This is a genomic window from Hansschlegelia beijingensis (genome assembly GCF_014196425.1).
Classification (GTDB): Bacteria; Pseudomonadota; Alphaproteobacteria; order Rhizobiales; family Methylopilaceae; genus Methylopila; species Methylopila beijingensis.
In genome coordinates this window covers 1-18,331 of the sequence record NZ_JACIDR010000005.1, presented here as the reverse complement: position 1 = coordinate 18,331, position 18,331 = coordinate 1, and the positions used below count along the sequence as shown (strand labels likewise).

The 18,331-nt window shown below is 67.3% G+C and carries 17 protein-coding genes and 2 pseudogenes; 5 read left to right on the top strand and 14 right to left on the bottom strand.

What is annotated here, in order from left to right; translation table 11 throughout:
* Nucleotides 1-24: 24 nt before the first annotated feature.
* From GGR24_RS14270 to GGR24_RS14230, 9 genes are all read right to left on the bottom strand, one after another.
* Nucleotides 25-288: a PepSY domain-containing protein gene (locus GGR24_RS14270; RefSeq protein WP_183396053.1), complete on the bottom strand. Its 264-nt coding sequence runs from the start codon at nt 286-288 to the stop codon at nt 25-27.
* Between the two features lie 936 nt (nt 289-1,224).
* Nucleotides 1,225-2,925 (bottom strand): ABC transporter ATP-binding protein/permease, encoded by a 1,701-nt coding sequence (locus tag GGR24_RS14265; RefSeq protein WP_183396052.1) that lies wholly within the window; start codon nt 2,923-2,925, stop codon nt 1,225-1,227.
* Nucleotides 2,926-2,934: 9 nt separating this feature from the next.
* Entirely contained in the window at nt 2,935-3,759 is an 825-nt protein-coding gene (locus GGR24_RS14260; protein WP_210286208.1) for a ChaN family lipoprotein, read from the bottom strand.
* Nucleotides 3,760-3,800: 41 nt separating this feature from the next.
* Nucleotides 3,801-4,523, bottom strand: coding sequence for a ChuX/HutX family heme-like substrate-binding protein (locus GGR24_RS14255; protein WP_183396050.1), 723 nt, complete (start codon nt 4,521-4,523; stop codon nt 3,801-3,803).
* A 54-nt stretch (nt 4,524-4,577) separates the two neighbouring features.
* Complete coding sequence (locus GGR24_RS14250) at nt 4,578-6,827, bottom strand: TonB-dependent hemoglobin/transferrin/lactoferrin family receptor (RefSeq protein WP_183396049.1); 2,250 nt, start codon at nt 6,825-6,827, stop codon at nt 4,578-4,580.
* 450 nt (nt 6,828-7,277) lie between these two features.
* A complete protein-coding gene (locus tag GGR24_RS14245) occupies nt 7,278-7,490 on the bottom strand; it encodes a hypothetical protein (RefSeq protein ID WP_183396048.1) in 213 nt (70 codons plus the stop codon).
* Between the two features lie 356 nt (nt 7,491-7,846).
* Nucleotides 7,847-8,293 carry a DUF6691 family protein gene (locus GGR24_RS14240; protein WP_183396047.1) on the bottom strand — a complete coding sequence of 149 codons (447 nt, stop codon included), beginning with the start codon at nt 8,291-8,293 and terminating at the stop codon, nt 7,847-7,849.
* A 1-nt stretch (nt 8,294) separates the two neighbouring features.
* Complete coding sequence (locus tag GGR24_RS14235) at nt 8,295-8,720, bottom strand: YeeE/YedE family protein (protein WP_183396046.1); 426 nt, start codon at nt 8,718-8,720, stop codon at nt 8,295-8,297.
* A gap of 4 nt (nt 8,721-8,724) precedes the next feature.
* Entirely contained in the window at nt 8,725-9,057 is a 333-nt protein-coding gene (locus tag GGR24_RS14230; protein WP_183396045.1) for an ArsR/SmtB family transcription factor, read from the bottom strand.
* A gap of 288 nt (nt 9,058-9,345) precedes the next feature.
* Between GGR24_RS14230 and GGR24_RS14225 the strand changes: the two genes are divergently transcribed.
* A complete protein-coding gene (locus tag GGR24_RS14225; protein WP_183396235.1) occupies nt 9,346-10,041 on the top strand; it encodes a VIT1/CCC1 transporter family protein in 696 nt (231 codons plus the stop codon).
* 84 nt (nt 10,042-10,125) lie between these two features.
* Here GGR24_RS14225 and GGR24_RS14220 read toward each other — a convergent pair whose 3' ends face one another.
* The 3 genes and pseudogenes from GGR24_RS14220 to GGR24_RS14210 all read right to left on the bottom strand — a co-directional run bounded on the left by GGR24_RS14220 (nt 10,126) and on the right by GGR24_RS14210 (nt 12,867).
* The gene (locus tag GGR24_RS14220; RefSeq protein ID WP_183396044.1) at nt 10,126-11,481 is read right to left on the bottom strand and encodes a ferredoxin reductase family protein; all 1,356 of its coding nucleotides are present in this window, start codon (nt 11,479-11,481) and stop codon (nt 10,126-10,128) included.
* A gap of 66 nt (nt 11,482-11,547) precedes the next feature.
* Nucleotides 11,548-12,210, bottom strand: a pseudogene (locus GGR24_RS14215) (L,D-transpeptidase family protein); the annotation flags it as partial.
* A gap of 18 nt (nt 12,211-12,228) precedes the next feature.
* On the bottom strand, nt 12,229-12,867 hold the full coding sequence (locus tag GGR24_RS14210; protein ID WP_183396043.1) for a DsbA family protein: 639 nt from the start codon (nt 12,865-12,867) through the stop codon (nt 12,229-12,231).
* Between the two features lie 119 nt (nt 12,868-12,986).
* Between GGR24_RS14210 and GGR24_RS14205 the strand changes: the two genes are divergently transcribed.
* Together GGR24_RS14205 and GGR24_RS14200 are read left to right on the top strand one after the other, a co-directional pair.
* Nucleotides 12,987-13,649 carry a response regulator gene (locus GGR24_RS14205; RefSeq protein ID WP_183396042.1) on the top strand — a complete coding sequence of 221 codons (663 nt, stop codon included), beginning with the start codon at nt 12,987-12,989 and terminating at the stop codon, nt 13,647-13,649.
* Nucleotides 13,646-15,022: an ATP-binding protein gene (locus tag GGR24_RS14200; protein WP_183396041.1), complete on the top strand. Its 1,377-nt coding sequence runs from the start codon at nt 13,646-13,648 to the stop codon at nt 15,020-15,022. Before GGR24_RS14205 ends, GGR24_RS14200 begins: the two co-directional genes overlap by 4 nt.
* 9 nt (nt 15,023-15,031) lie before the next feature.
* Here the strand turns inward: GGR24_RS14200 and dsbD are convergent, their stop codons facing one another.
* A complete protein-coding gene (gene dsbD / locus GGR24_RS14195; RefSeq protein ID WP_246398510.1) occupies nt 15,032-16,852 on the bottom strand; it encodes a protein-disulfide reductase DsbD in 1,821 nt (606 codons plus the stop codon).
* Between the two features lie 378 nt (nt 16,853-17,230).
* Between dsbD and GGR24_RS14190 the strand changes: the two genes are divergently transcribed.
* Both GGR24_RS14190 and GGR24_RS17945 read left to right on the top strand, forming a co-directional pair.
* The gene (locus GGR24_RS14190) at nt 17,231-17,698 is read left to right on the top strand and encodes a DUF411 domain-containing protein (protein ID WP_183396040.1); all 468 of its coding nucleotides are present in this window, start codon (nt 17,231-17,233) and stop codon (nt 17,696-17,698) included.
* A 20-nt stretch (nt 17,699-17,718) separates the two neighbouring features.
* Complete coding sequence (locus GGR24_RS17945) at nt 17,719-17,925, top strand: transposase (protein ID WP_183396039.1); 207 nt, start codon at nt 17,719-17,721, stop codon at nt 17,923-17,925.
* On the opposite strand, the pseudogene GGR24_RS14180 reads toward GGR24_RS17945, so the two are convergent.
* Nucleotides 17,922-18,331: pseudogene (locus tag GGR24_RS14180) on the bottom strand (vitamin B12-dependent ribonucleotide reductase); the annotation flags it as partial. The gene GGR24_RS17945 and the pseudogene GGR24_RS14180 sit on opposite strands and share 4 nt — an antisense overlap.

Sequence of the window (18,331 nt, the reverse complement as noted above, 5' to 3'; positions counted from 1 at the left end):
TGAGCCGGGACCTTAGAGACGTGCCTAGTCGTCGAGATGCTCGTTCGAGATCGCGCCGGTCTTCGGGTCGATGTGAAACTCGTAGACGCGGCCGTTCTTGACGCCCTTGGCCTCCCAGTGGCCGTCATCGGCCTCGATCTTCGTGACGGAGGAGTAACCCGCGGCCTTGGCCTTCTGGGTCGCCTGCTCGGCGCTGATCCAGTCGGGGCCGGCGCGGTCGGCCAGCGCCGGAGAAGCGAGGACGAGCGAGAGCAGGGCGGCGAGCCCGATCCTGGAGGTGGTGGTCATATGACGTCTCCTGCGTTCTGCGAGGTTGGCGCCTCGCCGCCTTGGGCCGGCCGAGGGGCGCAGCTTTACGGTCCTTTGGAGACGCCGCCCGTTTTGGCGCGCGGACGCAACGCTCATCGCCGTGCGCCCGGGCGCGGTGATGACCATGGTCGCTGAAAGATGCGATCCATCTCGTCTCCCTTGATGGGAGGGAGAACACTGCCGGGTTCTGGATGTTCCGCTTCTGCCTGGCGCCTGCGGCCCGGCGCTGGGATCGCGCGAGGGGGCGATCCGTCTGATGGTCTGCCAGAAAAGCAAACAGCGATGACCGCCACCGATGCGGCGTCGATCGTTCAAGCCGTTGCACGCTGGCGACGTGCTCAAGGCTATTCCGGGCAGCCACAAGGCCGCCCGGAACGTTCAGCCTCCCAGCGCTCGAGAGATGCCCGAGCGCCGAGAAGGGTTCTGGCATTTTGGAGCCGCCTGAGAACCGGACCCAAAGTTGGGAAGATCCCGGCGCGCTCCGGTTCTCGCCGTCCAGTAGAAGTGCTTGAAATCGTCGTGAGCGCGCAGGGCTTCAGGCCGGGCAGATTCGGATCACGGGTTGGTGGCCAAGCGCGAAGCGGGATCCGAGTGACCCGGTGTTGAATCCGTTCCGCGGTCCGGATCTGCTCCCCGCGCGGGAGGATCCGCTTGCCAGGTCGGGTTCCATCGCGTTGGCGCGCTGTGGCGGCATCTCTCAGCAGTGGCCTTGGCCTCGAGTGCTGCTGACCCTTCGCTGATGTCGACGGAGGAGCATGCACCTTTAGTTCGCCTCTTCGCACATGTGGAATGCGAGTTGGTCCTGACCGATCGGGATCGCTGCGGGTCGGCCGCGAGCGGCAAAGCGGATTTGCTGGAAGCAGATGCTGCCCAAGCTCAGAGAAGGGCGGAAAGCCTCGCAGACGAAAAAGGACTTCAGCTCCGCCTGCAGCTGCCGAGATCGAGTTCTATGACTTCTTCCAGGCCTGCGGGCCGTCGGTGCGAAACGATCACGAGCGCTGAACGAGGAAGCGTCGCCCTGAGCGCCACGAGCGCGGAGCGTTCGCTCTCCTCATCCATCGCGCTGGTCGGTTCGTCGAGAAACGCCCAGTCAGGGCGCTCCTCCATTAGCCGGCGGAGCGCGAGCTTCTGGAGTTCGCCGCCAGAGAGACCAAGCTGTGCGGACGCCGAGGAGCTCGATTGTTCACTCTCAGGATCGCGACCGAGTCCCTCAAGCACGCGTCGCGCTCGCTCGGCCGCGTTCTCGTCCTCCGGCGCGGGATAGAGCGCCGCGGCGGTTATCCCGCCAAGCGGCGTGTAAGGACGCTGCGGAAGGAAGGCCAGTATTCCGCTGGGGCGCTCGATCGTTCCAGCGCCGTGCGGCCAGAGCCCCGCAATGGCCTTGATGAGCGTGCTCTTGCCAAGGCCCGATGGACCCTTGATCCACAAACACGACCCTGGCGTGGCGGTTAAGTCGGGCAGTTGCGCGATTACGTCGCCGTTCGGCGCTTCGAGCCTCACGCCCTTCAGCCGCAGAGCGCCGTCCGCTGAGGGGAAAACGGACAGCGCTCCCGTCTTGCCGGCGGCGGCCGTGTCGGTTTCCAGCAAGAACTGATCGAGACGGCTTGCGGTCGCCGCAAGTTCCGCAAGATCGCGGTAGGAGAAGATGAACCACGACAGCGTCGTCACCACATTGGAGAACGCCGACGCAACCTGCATGAGACCGCCCAGCGTCACCTTGCCGGCGATGAAGGCGGGCAGCGCCAGGAACATAGGGATGCGCAGGACGGTCTGCATGTAGGGCCGCGTGAAGCAGCCAAGGATGAATTCGCGCCTGATGAGGCTGCGCCAGTTCGCAGCGATCGCGGCGAAGTGGACGTCGAGGCTCCGTCGCTCCGCCGCTTCTCCCCGGTGCAACGCAACGGCCTCCGCCGCTTCCCTGAGATGCGCGAGAGCGAAGCGGAAGTTGGCTTCGCGCTTCTGCTGCTCGAAGTTCAGCAGCTTCAGCGGGGCGCCCAACCAGTGCGTCAGCCCGCTCGCGAGCGCCACGTAGATCGGCGCGGCCCACACCATGTAACGCGGAATCTCGACGTTGACGCCCCCCACGTCGAAGGCAAGCGTGAAGGTTGAAAGGCCCCACAGCACCGCAAAGTAGGACACGACTGCGACGAGGGCCTGGATGAACTCCAGGCCTTCGCCGGTGGCGCGCTCCACGAAGATCCGGCAGTCGTCGGCGATGCGTTGGTCAGGGTTGTCGATCTCCACCTCCGACCCATTGCCGGCGCGCAGCCGCCAGTAGGCTTGGTCCCGCAACCACCGATCCAGCGCGATTTCGGTGATCCGCTGCCGCCAAGTGATTTCCAGCAACTTCTGCAAATAGCGGCCCACGAGATAGAGCGTCGCGCTCGCGGCGGTGAGCAGACCAAAGACGCCGATCTGCGCCAGGATCTCCGCGCCGTTCACCTGCTGGAGCGCGTTATAGAAGGCCGCGTTCCAGGCGATGATGCGGACGGAAATCCAGATGCCGGCAAAGCCGAGCGCCAGCACGGCCACGAGATAGACCAGCCCGATCCGGCCCCGCGCCCCGGAGGCGCACAGCCGCAGAAGTCGGAGCAGGCGGCGGAGGAACGCGATCATCGAACCGCCTCACGCCGAGATCCGGCCGGGCGGCGTCGACCTCAACGAGGACGGCGGCTCCGGCCGATCAAGCCGGAAGATCGCGTCGGCGCGCTTCCGGTCCGGCTGCACCCTCAGCGTCGGCTCCTCGTTCGGCAGCAGGACGGCGACGTCGTTCACGCCGAGGTCCGCGAGCTGAAACGGCGTGCCGTATCCGTATTCCAGATGCCCGCGACCGATGATCCCGACCACGAGCGTTGCTCGATCTTCTGCCAGGGCGCGTTCGATGTTGCAGGCGAAGGCGCGGTCCCACGCCTGCTGCGCGCGCACGAAGCGGTCAAAGCCGGGATCCGCGGCCGAGGCCGCTCCGCCTATGCGCTTTCCGTCGACGAGCCCGAACAGCCATTCGCGATGGGCGGGCTGCGCCGGCGAAGACGGCGTCAGCCCGTCGCGCTCAGCCTCTGGGATCCCGTCCCAGCCGTCGCGGCCGACTTCGGTCACGAGGGCGCGGCGGCAGTTTAGCGCAATCATCGGAACGCGTTGCTGCCGGCAGAAGTGAAGCAGCGGCAGGTAGAGTTCGGGATCAAATCCCCAAACTGATCGCCACTCGCAGGCCTCGAGAAATTCCTGCGTAGTGAATGCGCCGTCGACCCAGGCGTCGAGCGCGCCCTGAAGGCGCCGCGGAAACATCTCGAATCCGACCGCGAGCCGCGGCTGCAGCAGATGAAGGCAGGTCGTGACCTGCAGCTGCCACCGGTGGATCTCCGCAACGTCATGGGTCTCGCCGAGCAGGACTGCGCGCTTGGCCGCGAGGCCGCGCAGCAGTTCGCCCTGCTCTACTGGCGCGCCGGTCATGGGGTCAAGCCAGGCGGCGCGGGCGTGAGGAACCTCGCGGATCATGCCGAAAACGATGATGCGGGGCCAGAAATGGTGAGGCCGGTCGGTGCGCCGAGATGATCCTCGGCCGAGAACATGAGCCCGTCCTCCATTTCCTCTCGCCTCCACGACGCGATAGCGCCGCCGCGTAGGTGCAGGTGGAAGTCCGAAGTCATCACGTTGATGAAGCCCATCGCCGGCGTGATCTCGGCGACGCGGCCGCGCCAACGCTGGGCCAGCCCCGGCAGCGCGAGCGCGATCGTGACCTCGCCGCCGGCGTCGCGGGCCGCGGCGAAGGGCGCCTGACCCGGGTCATCCTCCGCGAGTTCAGCTGGGCCCGCGGCGGGCTTCTCTTTTGGCGGCAGGCTCTTTCCGACGGGGGTCGAGGCGAGCGCCGCCTCGAACGGCTCGATCCCGTCCAGCGCAATCACGCTGAAGACCGTTTCGCCGTCCGCGGTCTGGAACTCCAACCGCGGCAGCACGCGGTCCTTCATTTTGCCGGAGCGGTCCGCAACGACGCGCGCGAGGGTGCCGAGATCGATGCGCGCGTCGTGGCAATCGCCCGAAAGCAAGGCAGCGTCGCCCTCCACCGCCGTTTTCTGGACCAGGCCTATCCGCTCATGCGTCGCGCCGCCCTTGGTAGCGGTGAGCATTGCGCGGCCGAGCAGCGGCAGGCGGTCGATGAGTTCGCGCGGCGCAATGGGCAGCGCTTCGCGCTCCGGCCGGGTGGCAGGTTCGGTCATGATGAATCTCCAATGAGGAACAGGTGTCGCTCGCGCGGGCGACGACGCGTGCGATCAGAAGTCGACGGAGGCGCTGATCTTGAAGGTCCGGCCGGGCGCGGTCTGAAGCTCCAGAGGGTTGGAGATCGCGACCGCGCTCGAGGGCCTGACGTTGAACGTGTAGGGCAGCGGCGTCTTGAAGTAGCGCCTGTCGAACATGTTCAGAATCGCGCCGCGGAACGTCACCGCCCTGATCGAGCCCGAAACCGCGATCGGGGGGGACCAGTTGGCGAACAGGTCGAATACGGCGTAGCCGCCCGGCTTGAAGATCTGCAGCGTTTCCGGCAGGTCTTGGCCGTCGGAGCTCGCACGCTTCACCCCTTGCGCGAAGGTGCCGACGCCCTCGATCTCGAGCCCGAGCGCGGGATCGCGCCACTTTACGCCGAGCACGCCGACCAACGGGATCGCGCCGTCGAATGGCGTCTTGGCCGCGCCGCGTTCCGCGCGCTGGTTCGCGCGTTGCCAGGACAACGTGCCGTTGACGGACCAGCGATCGGACAGCCGCACCTCGCCGGACGCCTCGAGGCCCCAGATCTTAACCTGGGACAGGTTGCGGTAGGTATAGTCGTTGGTGCCAGGGACGTTGTAGAAACTCTGGATGAAATTGGCATAATCCGCCTTGAAGACGCCTGCCGAGAACCACGCTTCTTGGAAATAGTCTGACGCACCATACTGAGCCCGCAATCCGGCCTCATAGGACTTGACGCTTTCAGGCTTGAGGTCGGGGGCCGGGATGAGGTTGAAGGCGACGCCAGGCGAGGACGTGTAGAGCTGTTGCGCCGTCGGCATCTTGAAGCCCTCGGCGTAGCGTCCGTAGACCGAGTACTCGTCGGTCAGCTTGTAGAGCGCGCCGATCTGCGGGATCAGTCTGCTGGAGTTCTGCTTCTCGGGATCGCCGAAGCCGGGGATCGGCGTGTAGACGCCTCCCTTCGGATCGATCTGGTAGTTCGCCCATCGCGCGCCCGGCGTGACCTTCAGCCGGTCGCCGAAGAGCTTGATCTCGTCCTGCAGGTAAAGATCGCCGCGCATAGTTTCGGCGTTGGCGAAGCCGCTGACAACGCCGGGCGTGGTCACGCCCGTGGCGATGTCGGTGACAAGCGTCCGCCGCTCATAATTCGTCTTCGTGAAGTCGCCCTGGAAGCCGTAGGTGAAGCGGTGGCTGACTGGCCCAGTCTCGGCGACCGAGGTCAGTTGCAGGTCGCCTTGCAGGAACTTCTCCTCGTATCTCAGGAGATCGTAGGTCCGACGCTCGACGCCAAGCGCGGTGCGCGTGAACCGATCGGAATTCAGCTCCCGCTTCTGCGGCGAGAACGAGACCTGCCAGCGCAGCTGGTCCAGCCACGTCGTCCCGACGTTCCATTCATGCGCAAGCGACAGACGCTCGCGCGTCTGGTCCTGCTTGCGTTCGTATTCGCCGTTGAAGGCGCCGGTCGGCTGAAGTCCGTAATCATACAACTGCTGGATCTTGCCAGTCGAGTCGAAGATCTCGCCTGTCAACGTAACTTTGTGGTCGTCGGTCGGCGTCCAGACAAATTTGCTGAGCGCGTTCCACGACGTGCCGTCGAGCGGGTTCAGTTCGTCGCAGCGGATTGCATCCGGGACGCGTGGGCATCCCCAGTCGCCGCCGTCCGCGCGCGCCTTGCGGAGCTTGCCCTCGTGGTAACTCGCCTGGTTCAGGATCAAGATCGCCTGCAGTTCCGGCGTCAGCTGGGACGCCGCCATGCCGGTCTTGCTGAAGCGGTCATTGAAGCTGTCGAAGGAGGTCTCCGTCCGGCCGGCGACCGGCCTCGTTCCGTCTAGCAGATCCCCGGGGTCGAGCGTGCGGAACGACACCACGCCGCCGAGCGCGTCCGCCCCCCAGAGCACCGATCCGGGGCCGCGCTGGATCTCCACCGCCTTTAGCGTCGGGAAGTCGAAGAAGCCGCGGTTGCCGTCGGTGATCTGCTCCTGGACACGTGTCCCGTCGACTTGGATCTGCACGCGGTTGCCGGACACCCCGCGGATGTTAAACGACCCGAGGTTGCCGAATGGATCCGTGCCCGAGGTCTGCCGCGGCACGTTGATGCCAGGTTCGTAGCGCACCAGGTCCTGAGCGTCGCGGATCTGCCGCTCGTCGATCTGCTTGCGTGTGGTGACGGATACAACGCCTGGCACGTCGAGCACCTGCGTCGGCTGCCGTGTAGCCGTGACTGAAATCTCTTCCAGCGGCTCGGAGTCCGCACTTGGCTCCAGTCGCCGCGTGTCGAGCGCATTGTTCTCGGCCATCTGCGGTTGAGCTGAAGCCGCACACGAAAAGACGTAAGCGCCCACACCCGCCGCGACGCCCGCGGCGGCAAGGAGAAGTCTGGTCATAACGCGAAGCCCCGATTTGCCCGAGCCGTTTAGGGCAAAGACCTTGCGCCAGACAAGATGCGATCAAGAGAGTTGATGGGCTTCAACTTGGAATACTTGGAAGAAGCGACCGCTCTTTCTTATAGATGGAAAAATTACAAGGTCGTCGGGGGCGCGAGCCCCGATGACGACTGCTCGTCCGATCCGCGCCGAGCACCCGCCACGCCAGCCCTCGCTCATGTCGAAGGCTGACGCCGGATGCGCACCCGCCTCCCGTCGTCCGCGGCCGTCGTCACTTTCTAGCGAGGGATCTTCAGCCGAGGCGCGGTTCCTCGGCGTTCCGGTGGCCGTCTTGGAACAGTCCGCCCGCCAGGCCGGGCCGCCTCAATCATCGGAGCGGCTTGCTGCGCCAGGCTCAGAGGGCTCCTCTTGTTCGAGGATCGCCAAAGCGGCGAAGGCGTTGATCAACGGGGAGACATCGGATCCGAATTCGTAGGGCTTGAAGCCCCGACTGGTGTGGTCAGCGAATGCTTCGTTCAAGGCCGCAAGAACCGTTCTGCGGGCTTGAACGATCGACGCCGCATCTATGGTGGCCATCGCAATCTTCCTGGGTTGTCTGCTTGTTGGCGGACAACTAGGACGGATCAGCGCCCGCGCCATGTTGGGCCGCGGATTAAAGGCGCCAAGCAGAAGCGGAACATCGAGAGTCCGGCAGTGTTCTCCTTAGGACCGAGGAAAACCGGACGAATCGCATCCTTCTTTGCTGGCGCCAAGCGGCTGCTGAAGACCGGCTGCGGCTGACCCTATTCAGAAGCTGAGGGCGCCTGCTTTCCGGAGGCAGTCAGCAGCGCGCTCCTTGAAGCCCCGTAAGAGCCAGGACGCCCCTCCCGGCAGTTGTCCGGGGAGATCTCCGGCAACGGGCTGTCGGGCGTCCCGCCGTGACGAGCGGAGGGTCACGCATCCGCCTCCCGGAGCGTGGACGCCACCCCGCTCTGCGGCACGAGCCGGAACAGCGCCATCCCGACGAGCATAGAGGCCACGAAGATGCTGGCCTCGCGGGGGAGGATCGACAGCAGCGTCAGGGCGGGGCCGGGGCAGATCCCGACAAGGCCCCAGCCGAGACCGAAGAGCGCGGCGCCCGCGACGAGGCGCGGGTCGATGTCCCGGCGGCTCGGGATGTCGAGCTTGGGCGCCAGCACGGCGTGGCCCAGGCGGCGCGCCGCGAGATAGCCCAAGGACGAGACGATCACGGCGCCGCCCATCACGAAGGCGAGGCTCGGGTCCCAGGCGCCGAAGACGTCCAGGAAGGCGAGCACCTTAGCGGGGTTCGCCATCTGCGAGGCGAGGAGGCCGAAGCCGAAGAGCAGGCCAATGGCGAAGGCGGAGAGGATGCGCGCCATCTCAGGCTCCGAGGACGTGGCGGGTGACGAAGACGGTCGCGACGGCGACCGCCATGAAGATCGCGGTCGCGACGAGCGAGCGGCGCGACCCGCGTCCGATGCCGCAGACGCCGTGCCCGCTGGTGCAGCCCGATCCCAGCCGGGCGCCGAACCCGACGAGGAGCCCCGAGACGACGAGCAGCGGCGTGGAGGCCTCGAGCGAAACGGCCGGCGTCGCATGGCCGAGCGCCGCGTAGGCGACCGGCGCGAGAAGGAGCCCCGCGACGAAGGCGACGCGCCATGCGGCGTCGCCGGCCTGCGGCGGCAGGAGGCCCCCGAGGATGCCGCTGATCCCGGCGATCCGGCCGTTCAGCAGCAGCAGGAGCGCGGCGGCGGCGCCGATCATCAGGCCGCCCGCCAGCGCTGAGAGAGGTGTGAACGCGGTCATGAGGCTACTCCGAAGCGCCCGTGGCTTTCGGGCTGCAGAAGAGCCCGTGCAGGGTCGCAAAAAGCTGCTCGATCCGGGGATCGGCGATCCGATACCAGAGCGTCTGGCTCTCCCGGCGAAAGGTCACAATTCCCTCCTCGCGCATCTTCGCCAGATGCTGCGACAGAGCGGATTGCGAGAGCCCGACGGCTCCCGCGAGCGTCGTGACGTTCGCCTCCCCCCACTCCACGAGCTTGCAGGCGATCATCAGCCGGCGCTCGTTGGCGAGCGCACGGAGGATGTCCGCGACTTCGGTCGCGGTCTCGAGATCATCGAGGGAAACGGGGGAGCGGGTCATCGGAGCTAATTAATACAGCAAATGCTAATTTAGAGAGATCTCATATGCCCGCAAGGGCGGGGGGAGCGATCCTGCTCGCTTCTTGTCTTGCCTGAGCGCGCAGCGCCGACGCCCAGCTGGCGAATCCGGCGACGGTCCGACGCGGCGGGGCGACGCTGAGCCCGAGGTATCGGGACGATGCTCCCAGCCGTCAGGAGGAAATCCGGTTCGCCTGAGCACGGGAGAGAGCGACGCGCGTTGCGCCTCTTCGCCGCGAGAATAGGGTTGTCGGGTTCACGAGGGGACGACATGCACCCTTTGCATCGGGAAACGCACCTCATCCATCGGATCGGCTGGCTTCGCGCCGCCGTGCTCGGCGCCAATGACGGGATCATCTCGACCGCCAGCCTGGTGGTCGGTGTCGCGGCCGCGGCGAAGGGGCCCGGCGAGGTCATTGTGGCCGGCATCGCAAGCCTCGTCGCCGGCGCGATGTCGATGGCGGCGGGCGAGTATGTTTCCGTCAGTTCCCAGGCCGATACGGAACAGGCCGACCTCGAGCGCGAGCGGCATGAGCTCGCGACCATGCCGGATGCCGAGCTGAACGAGCTGACGCAGATCTATGTGGAACGCGGCGTCGAGCCCGACCTCGCCCGCAAGGTGGCCGAGCAAATGACCGCGAAGGACGCGTTCGCCGCCCATGCCCGCGACGAGCTCGGCCTTGCCGAGCACGTCGCCGCGCGACCGGTGCAGGCTGCGCTCACCTCCGCCGCGACCTTCGCAAGCGGGGCTCTTCTCCCTCTCGTCATAGCCGTGCTGGCTCCGACGCAACTGACGGGCGCGGCGGTGTCGATCGGCTCCCTTGCCGGGCTGGCGGTGCTCGGGGCCGTCGGGGCACGGGCGGGCGGGGCAGGTGTGCTGCGCCCGATGCTTCGCGTGACCTTCTGGGGCGCCGTCGCGATGGGCGCGACAGCACTCATCGGCGCGCTTGTGGGGCGCGCCATCTGAGCGGCGCGGAGCTCGCGCGAGCTCAAGCGCGCCTCCTCGGACACGAACGTCCTTCCGCCCGCTTCGGCCGGGCGGACTGCGCACTCACCGCATCTCGAACAGTTCCTGATGGAAGCGCTCGGAGACCCGCAGGCCATGTCGCCCCAGGTCGTCTCGCAGCGCCGCCCCGAAGCCCGGGGGGCCGCAGAACCACACGCTGGCCGCTTGCCAGCCGGGAACGGCGGCCCGGATCGCGTCGCCGCTAAGCCTTCCGTCGCGGGGGTCGTGCAGGACGTGGAGGCGCACTCCGGCGGCAGCCGCGTCCGCGGTCAGTTTGCGGATCGCATCTTCGCTGTATTCGGCCGTGCCGTGGAACAGGTCGACCGCCTGTCCGTGCGGCCGGTCCGGATAGTCGCGCCGGTCCATCGCCAACTGCTTCATGCGGGCGATGAAGGGCGTGATCCCGATGCCGCCGCCGACCCAGATCTGGCGCGCACAGTCGTCATCGAAGGTGAAGTACCCGTAGGGTCCCTCAACCGTCACCGGCTGCCCGATCCGCAACCTGTCCGGCAGGCGCCTCGTATGGTCGCCGAGCTCCTTCACGATGAAGGTCAGCCGGTGGTCGGACGGGCGCCAGGCGGACGCTATCGTGTATGGATGCGCTCCCTCGTCCTCATCCGAGGTGACGAAAGCGAATTGCCCCGGCTTGTGGCCGGGCCAACCCTGCGGAACGTCAACGATGCCCTCGATCACGCGAAGGGCCGGATCGTAGTGCAACCGCTCGATTGTCCCGGCCGCCTTCCGACCGGCGCCGACGCGCCGGAAGAGCACTACCAGGGCGGCCCATGTGGCCCATGCCAGGGAAACCGCGAGCACGACGCCGAGCGGCGATAACCAATATGCCGGCCGGACCAGAATGAGCGCGTGCAGCACCAGGGCCACGTAGACCACAGCCAGCAGGCGGTGCGTCTTGTAGAACAGACGGTACGGGATGCGGTGGATGAGCGCCGCCGCGATCAGCAACACGGCAGCGTAGAAGGCCCATTCGCCGATCGTTTCCGCCGTCCCCCGCCACGTTCGGAGGAATTGCTCGATCGCATGATCCGGAACCGGCCGGGGTCCGCGCTGCGGCCGCTCGAGCCAGCCGAGGCGCACGGCCCATTTCGGCGCTTCCGACCAGAGCCAGTGCACGACGGCCAGGACCAGGGCGCCGATGCCGAGCCACTTGTGCAGCCGGTACATCTTGTCGAGCCCGCCCATCCAGCCCTCCGGCCATTTCGGGCGGGTGGCGAGGATCATGGCGAGGCTCATGCAGATGATCGCCAGGACGCCGCTGAGCTGAACCATCGAGCCGCGGAGGGGGAAGAAGCCGGACGGGCGCAGGCTCTCCGGATCGGCCGCGAGCCACAGCGCTCCGGCGAGCAGAAGGGTGGCCCAGAATGCGATCGTGATGCGTCTCATGCCTCCCTCCGCCCTCCGAAGCTCCGTTGCCAGGCAAGCTTCGACGAACCAGCGAAGGCGGCGTCAGAGCACGACGACCTTCGAGCCTTGCGGCACGCGGCCGTAGAGATCGATGACGTCCTGGTTCAGCATTCGTATGCAGCCCGACGAGACCGCCTTGCCGATGCTCTGCGGTTCGTTGGTGCCATGGATACGATAGAGCGTGTCTTTGCCGTCCTTGAACAGATAAAGGGCGCGCGCGCCGAGCGGGTTCCGCGCGCCGCCATCCATGCCGGCCCTCCAGGGGCCGTAGCGTTCGGGCTCCCGCCTGATCATGTCGGGCGTCGGCGTCCAGCGGGGCCATTCCCGCTTCATCTGGATCGACGCCGAGCCTTGGAACTCGAGCCCGGCCTTGCCGACCCCGACACCGTAACGGAGCGCCTTGCCGTTCTCCCGGACGAGATAGAGAAAGCGGGAATGCGGGTCGACCACGATGGTTCCGGGCGGCTGGTCGGTGGGGAAATCGACTTCCTGCTTGAGGTGTTTCGGGTCCATCTTTCTGAGATCGACCGGCTGAATTTCAAAGGGCTCGTCGGGCATCGCGCCATAGCGCGCGGCTTGAAACGGATCGATGGGCGGCGTCGGCGGCGCGCCGACGGGCTGGACCGGCGAGCGCAGGCTGGCGCACGCGCTGAGCAGCAGCGGCAGAGCGATGATCATCGCCCTACGGGAGCAGGCGGGAACCGACATGACTATGGGCTTCCGCGGTCAGGACGGCTTGTCGGCGCGCTTACGCGCCTCGGCGACGGCATCCTTGAACTGCGCATAGTCCGGCGCGGCGGCGACCAGAAGCGGTCCGATCAGATAGACAGGCGTGCCCTGCAGGCGAAGGCCCCTTGCCTGGGCGTCGTTGCGCTTGAGCAGCGCCGAGATTTCCGCCGCATACGCCTTTGCGTCAGCTTCGAGCCGAGCCATGTCGACGCCCGACGCCTTCACCGCGGCGAGCATCTGAGCCTCCGGGATTCTGCGCCCGGAGATCGACATCAGCGCCTTGTGGACCTCGTCGTACTTGCCTTGGTACTTCGCCGCCAGCGCAAGCTTCGCGCCATAGATCGAGGCTTCGGTGAGGATCGGCCAGTCCTTGTAGACCACCCGGACGTTGCCGTCCGACTTCACCAGTTTCTCGAGCGCCGGCGCTGACTTTTTGCAGAAGGGGCAGTTGTAGTCGAAATAGGCCACGATCGTGACGTCCCCTTGCGGATTGCCGGCCATCGGAGCCGCCGGGTCGTTGACGATCATCTCACGGGTGACATCGGCGTCATCGGCGAAGGCGATCGACGGCAGCGCCGCCGTTAGCGCGAGGACGAACGCGAAAGCGAAGCGTCTGGTGACGAACGTGCAGAACATGAAGATCGAGCTCCGGCGATTGCTTCAGACCCGCGCCAGAGGCTTCAGCCGCCTTAAGCCAGGCTTAAGCGGCGAACCGCACCGAAACGGACAAGACAGATCGAACGGGAGCCATCACGATGAGGGTGCTGGTCGTTGAGGACGACCCCGTGCTGCTTGACGGCCTCAGGGTCGGTCTCGGCTTGGCCGGAGCGACGTGTGACGTCGTCTCCTCATGCGGAGATGCCGAAGCCGCGCTCGCGACCAGCGCCTTCGACGCCGTGGTGCTCGACCGCATGCTGCCGGACGGCTGCGGTCTTGACGTGCTGAAGCGGCTGAGGGCCGGCGGCGACCGGACGCCGATCCTGCTGCTCACAGCGCTCGACGACATCATTGACCGGATCGATGGTCTCGACGCCGGCGCGGACGATTATCTCGGCAAGCCGTTCGACCTCGACGAACTCGCGGCCCGGATCCGGGCGATCGCTCGACGTGGCGCCGGCCGGGCGAGCGCGATACTCGCCTGGCGCGACGTGACGCTCGATCCGGCGGCCAGGACGGCGGCGCGTGGCGGCGCGCCGCTCGCTCTCTCGCGCCGGGAGTTCGCCGTCCTGTCGACGCTCATGGAGCGGCGAGGCGCGATCGCCTCGCGCGCAGAGATCGAAGACCGGCTCTATGGGTGGCAGGAGGAGGTCGAGAGCAACGCCGTCGAAGTGCATGTCCACCACCTCAGGGCGAAGCTCGGCCGGGAGGCGATCGAGACCGTGCGCGGCCTTGGCTATCGGATGGGAGGCCCCGCGTGAGCTCGCTGCGCGTCCGCCTGTTCGCGACGCTGATCGGGGCGACCGGCGCGCTCTGGCTAATCGCCGCCGCCTGGATCTATGTGGGCGCGCGCCAGGAGGTCGAGCATGTGCTCGACACCCGCCTGCAGGAAGCGGCGCGCATGGTCGCGTCCCTTGTGGCGAGCGGCGACATGCCGGCGAAGCCGGACGCAGGCGCGCCCGCGACGCTCCCAGCTCCCGGCGGTTACGAGCGGCAGCTGTCATGTCAGATCTGGTCGCTTGACGACCGGCTCGTCGCGCGGTCGAGCGGCGCGCCGGACCAGAAGCTCAGCGACCGGGGCGCCGGGTTCTCTGAGCGCGTCGTCAACGGCGAGTTGTGGCGCGTCTATGCGGTTGAGGACGAGGCCAAGGGGATCCGCGTGCTGGTCGGCGATCGGCTCGGCCTGCGCGAGAAGCTCGTCGCGGACCTCATCAAGGGGCTGCTCTGGCCCGCGGCGCTGATCCTGCCGCTGCTCGGCCTCATCATCTGGGCGAGCGTAGGACGGGGACTGAAGCCGCTCAACCGTATCGCGCATGAACTTGCTCGGCGTGACGCGGAGGACATGAGTCCGGTCGACGCCGGAGCGGCGCCCTCCGAAATCAGGCCTCTGACGGTCGCTTTGAACGGGCTGTTCGACAAGGTCGAGCGGGCGCGCCGTCACGAGCGTGACGTCACGGCCTTCGCCGCGCACGAACTGCGCACGCCGCTCGCAGGTCTGAAGACGCAGGCGCAGATCGCCGTGGCCGCGAAGGAGCCTGCTATCCGCGACAGGGCGCTGAAGCAGATCCTGTCGGCCGTCGACCGGACGGGCCGACTGGTTAGCCAGCTTCTCGCGCTGGCCCGGCTGGACGCCGAGGCGATCCGGGCGGCGCCAGAGACGATCACCCTCAGCGCCGCGATCCAGGACGCGCTCGAACTTTCGAGGCCCGCTGGGTCGGCGCGGGTGGAGGTCACGAGCGACGCTCGCGCCGCGACCATATGCGCTCCCCGTGAGCACCTCCTGCTGATGTTGCGCAACCTGCTCGAAAACGCCCTCGAGCACACGCCGCCGCAGGGCGTCGTCGCCTGCCGCGTCGGCTCCGGCGGGACAGTGCTGGACGTTGTCGACGAAGGGCCGGGCGCGCCAGAGGAAGAGCTTGATCGCCTAACGCAACGTTTCTTTCGCGGATCAGCCAAGGTCGCAACCGGCGAGGGCGCGGGGCTCGGCCTCGCAATCGCGGCGGCGGCGGCGGACCAATGCGGCGCCCGGCTGGTCTTCCAGAACCGCACGGATCGGGCCGGGCTCATCGCGCGCATTGCTTTCGACGCAGGGCGGTCAGCCGTCGCGGCGCGACGGCCTGAAGCGGCCGCCTGAAGATTGCGTTCAACCACCGGATGCCCGCCGCAGGTTTTCTTGGAAGACCTCCAGATCGATCGCGCCGATCGAGCGAAGACCGGGCAGTTCAGCGCCCATACGGTCGTAGAGCAGTGCTGTTGGTGGGCCGACAACCCTCTGGTCTTTCATGACGGCCTTGGCGTCGGGATCGTTGTCAGTAACGTCGACCCTGATCACCGCGAAGTCTTGCAGCCTCGCCTGGACCGCGCCGCTCGCCTCCATCGCGGCTTCGTTCTCGGCGCACGCTGCGCACCAGTCTGCGGTGAACAGGACGAGGCTCGGGCGCCCGGACGCGCGCGCCTCCTTCAAGGCGGCCGCCAGTCCTTCGGCATTGTCGACGGTGACGCCCGTCGAGTGGGTTTCGGATTGCGCCCGCGCTACAGCAAGACGCGACAGCGGGCGCAGCGCGTCGTCGGCGCCGGAGGCCGCTCCGACGACCAGCGTCGCGCCATAGACGACCGCGGCGACGCCGGCGGTCTTTGAGAGGCGCCGCCCGGCGGCGGCGTCTCCTCCGACGGCCTCGAAGGCGCCGAGGAATACGCCGAGCCCGATCGCAAGCAGCGCCCAGAGCGTCAGCGTAAGGGCCGGCGGCGCGACGCGTCCGACAAGAGCGATGGCGACCCCAAGGAACACGACGCCAAAGCCGTGTTTGATCCCCGTCAGCCACCCGCCCGACTTCGGCAGGATCTTCGCGCCGAAGACGCCGACGGCCACGAGCGGAGCGCCCATGCCGAGCCCGAGTGCGAAGAGCGCGGACGATCCGCGCGCGACTTCGCCGGTCTGGGCGACATAGACGAGCGCCGCGGCAAGCGGCGGCGTCACGCAAGGGCCGACGATCAGCGCCGAAACGAAGCCAAGCGACGCGGCGCCGAGCACGGAGCCTCGCGCCCGGGACCCGAACGGCGCGATCCGCGACGCGATCGCTGACGGCGCCTGCAGCTGGAACACGTCGAACATCGACAGCGCGAGCCCGACGAAGACGAGGCTCGCCACGGTCAGCGCGGCAGGCGTCTGCAGGGTGGTCTGCAGGTTCTGCCCCGTCCAGGCCGCAGCGACGCCCAGCGCGGCGTACGCGCTCGCCATGGCCATCACGTAGGCGAGCGATAGCGCCAGCCCCCGCCGCGGCGACAACGCTTCGCCCGAACGCGCAAGAACGCCGACGAGAATCGGGATCATCGGATAGACGCAAGGCGTCAGCGCCAGCAGCAGGCCGAGACCGAAGAATGTCGCCAGCACGATCGTGAGATCGCCTCGCAGATCGGACCCGATGCCCAGCGTAGACGATGGAGTCGCGATCCGCGGCGAGGGGCTGGACTCAGCCGCCGCCCGATCGTCGGCGGCGGTAGGCGCCGGGCGGGACGTCAAGAAAGTCGGCGCGCCAGGCTGCTCGATTTCGGCGACGTTGATCTGCTGTGTGACCGGCGGATAGCAGATCCCTCGCTCCGCGCAGCCCTGATAGGTCACCTCAAGCGGCAAGGACGCATCGACGAGGCGGTCCTTGATCAGCCCGGTGAAGCTCGCGTCGTAAATCTCGACGACGCCGAAGGCCGGATCGCCTTTTGATTTCGGCGACGGCGTGTCGACCGGGACCGGCCGGCCGCCCGACGTCGCCGCGATCTTGTCGCGGTAGAGGTACACGCCGGGCGCAAGGGTCCAAGACAGTTTGAGCATCCCGTCCGATGCTCGGCTCGCGGTCAGCGAGATCGCCTCCTCTGCAGGCGGCGGCGCGTCCACCGCCCCATAAGCCGCGGTCGACGTAATGATGCTTAGAGCCATGCCGGCCGCGACGACGAACCGATCGAAAGACATAGCGGAGCTCTCCGACCAAAGAGCGCCGCGTGTCGGTGTCGAAGCTTACGGCGATCTTAAAGAGCCGGCTGGCGGCGGCTGTCCCCCGCGATCAGCCCTCCGATGCGCAACGTTCTGTCCTCGGTTTTCCTCGCCCGGACTTCACGGCCGTTTGCGTCAAGGTCGACCCCCGACTTCGCTGCGCGGCGCGAATTCTTCGAGCATATGCTGAGGGACGCCCGCCAAGGTCGCGGTTGAGGACGGGGCGACGATGAGCGCACACAATGACCATGCCGGGCACGATCATGGTGGCGAGGACCACTCCGGGCATGCCCACGGACCGAGCGGCGACTCGCTCGGGCCGGTCTGGCCACGAGGGTCTGGCGCAGGAGAGAACCGATGACGCAGATTGGCCGGAGAAGTTTCGTGGTGGGCGCCTTGATCGCTCCGCTTGTGGCTGCAGGCGTTGCAAGGGCGGCTCAGGTGATGAAGGTCCACAAGGATCCGAACTGCGCCTGCTGCGAAGCGTGGCTCGAGCACGTCCGGGCGGCCGGCTACGAGGCGCAGGTCGCAGTTGTTCCGGCCATCAACGCGATCAAGGCGAAGTTTGGGGTCCCGATCGCCTTGAGGTCCTGCCACACCGCCGAGATCGACGGCTACGTCCTCGAAGGGCACGTCCCAGCCGCGGCCATCGCCCGCCTGCTGGCCCAGCGTCCGAAGGTCCACGGCCTCGCGGTGCCCGGCATGCCGATCGGCTCGCCGGGTATGGAAGTCGAGGGCCGTGCTCCCGAGAGATATGACGTGATGGCGTTCGGCGAGGACGGAGCCAGTGTCTTCATGGCTTTCCGCGGTGTGACACCCGTTTAGCCATCCCTGAGAACGGGACGTTGGGCGAGGAGATCTGCCGCAAGCTGGGCGTCTCGGTGGCGACTTTCTATCGTTGGAAGAAGTCCGCCGCCGGGCGAAAACGCCCGACGGGTCCCACTTGCCGCCCCAGCAGCTTCCAGGCGACTTTTTGTCTTCACGTAGAAACCTGGGTCACATTTCGTGGAAACTTTGGTCGCCTCCACATTGCTGACCGACCGGTCTCTTAGCTGCAGCCGCTCGTCGAGCCGCAGGTGTCGCACTTCAGACAGGTGCCGTTGCGCACCATGGTGAAGTTGCCGCATTCGGAGCAGCTTTCGCCCTCGTAGCCCTTGAGGCGGGCCTCCATGCGGCGGGCGTCGGCGGTCTTGGCGGCCGGGGCCGGGGAGGGGGCCTCCCAGGCGAGGTGGCTGAGGGCCTCCTCGGGCGCCGGGTCGCGCTTGAGCGCGGTCGCGGTCTGGCCGGAGATCGCGGTCGCGGCCGGCCGGCCGCCGATGGCGGTGACGTTGGAGGCGGCGGCCGAGCCGCGCGGCGCGGCCGCAGGAGCAGGCGGCACGACCCCCGGCAGCTGCCGCCCGCGCACACTCCCCGTGGTGAAGGGGGCGGGCGCCGGGGCCGTTTGCTGGCAGTCGCCGC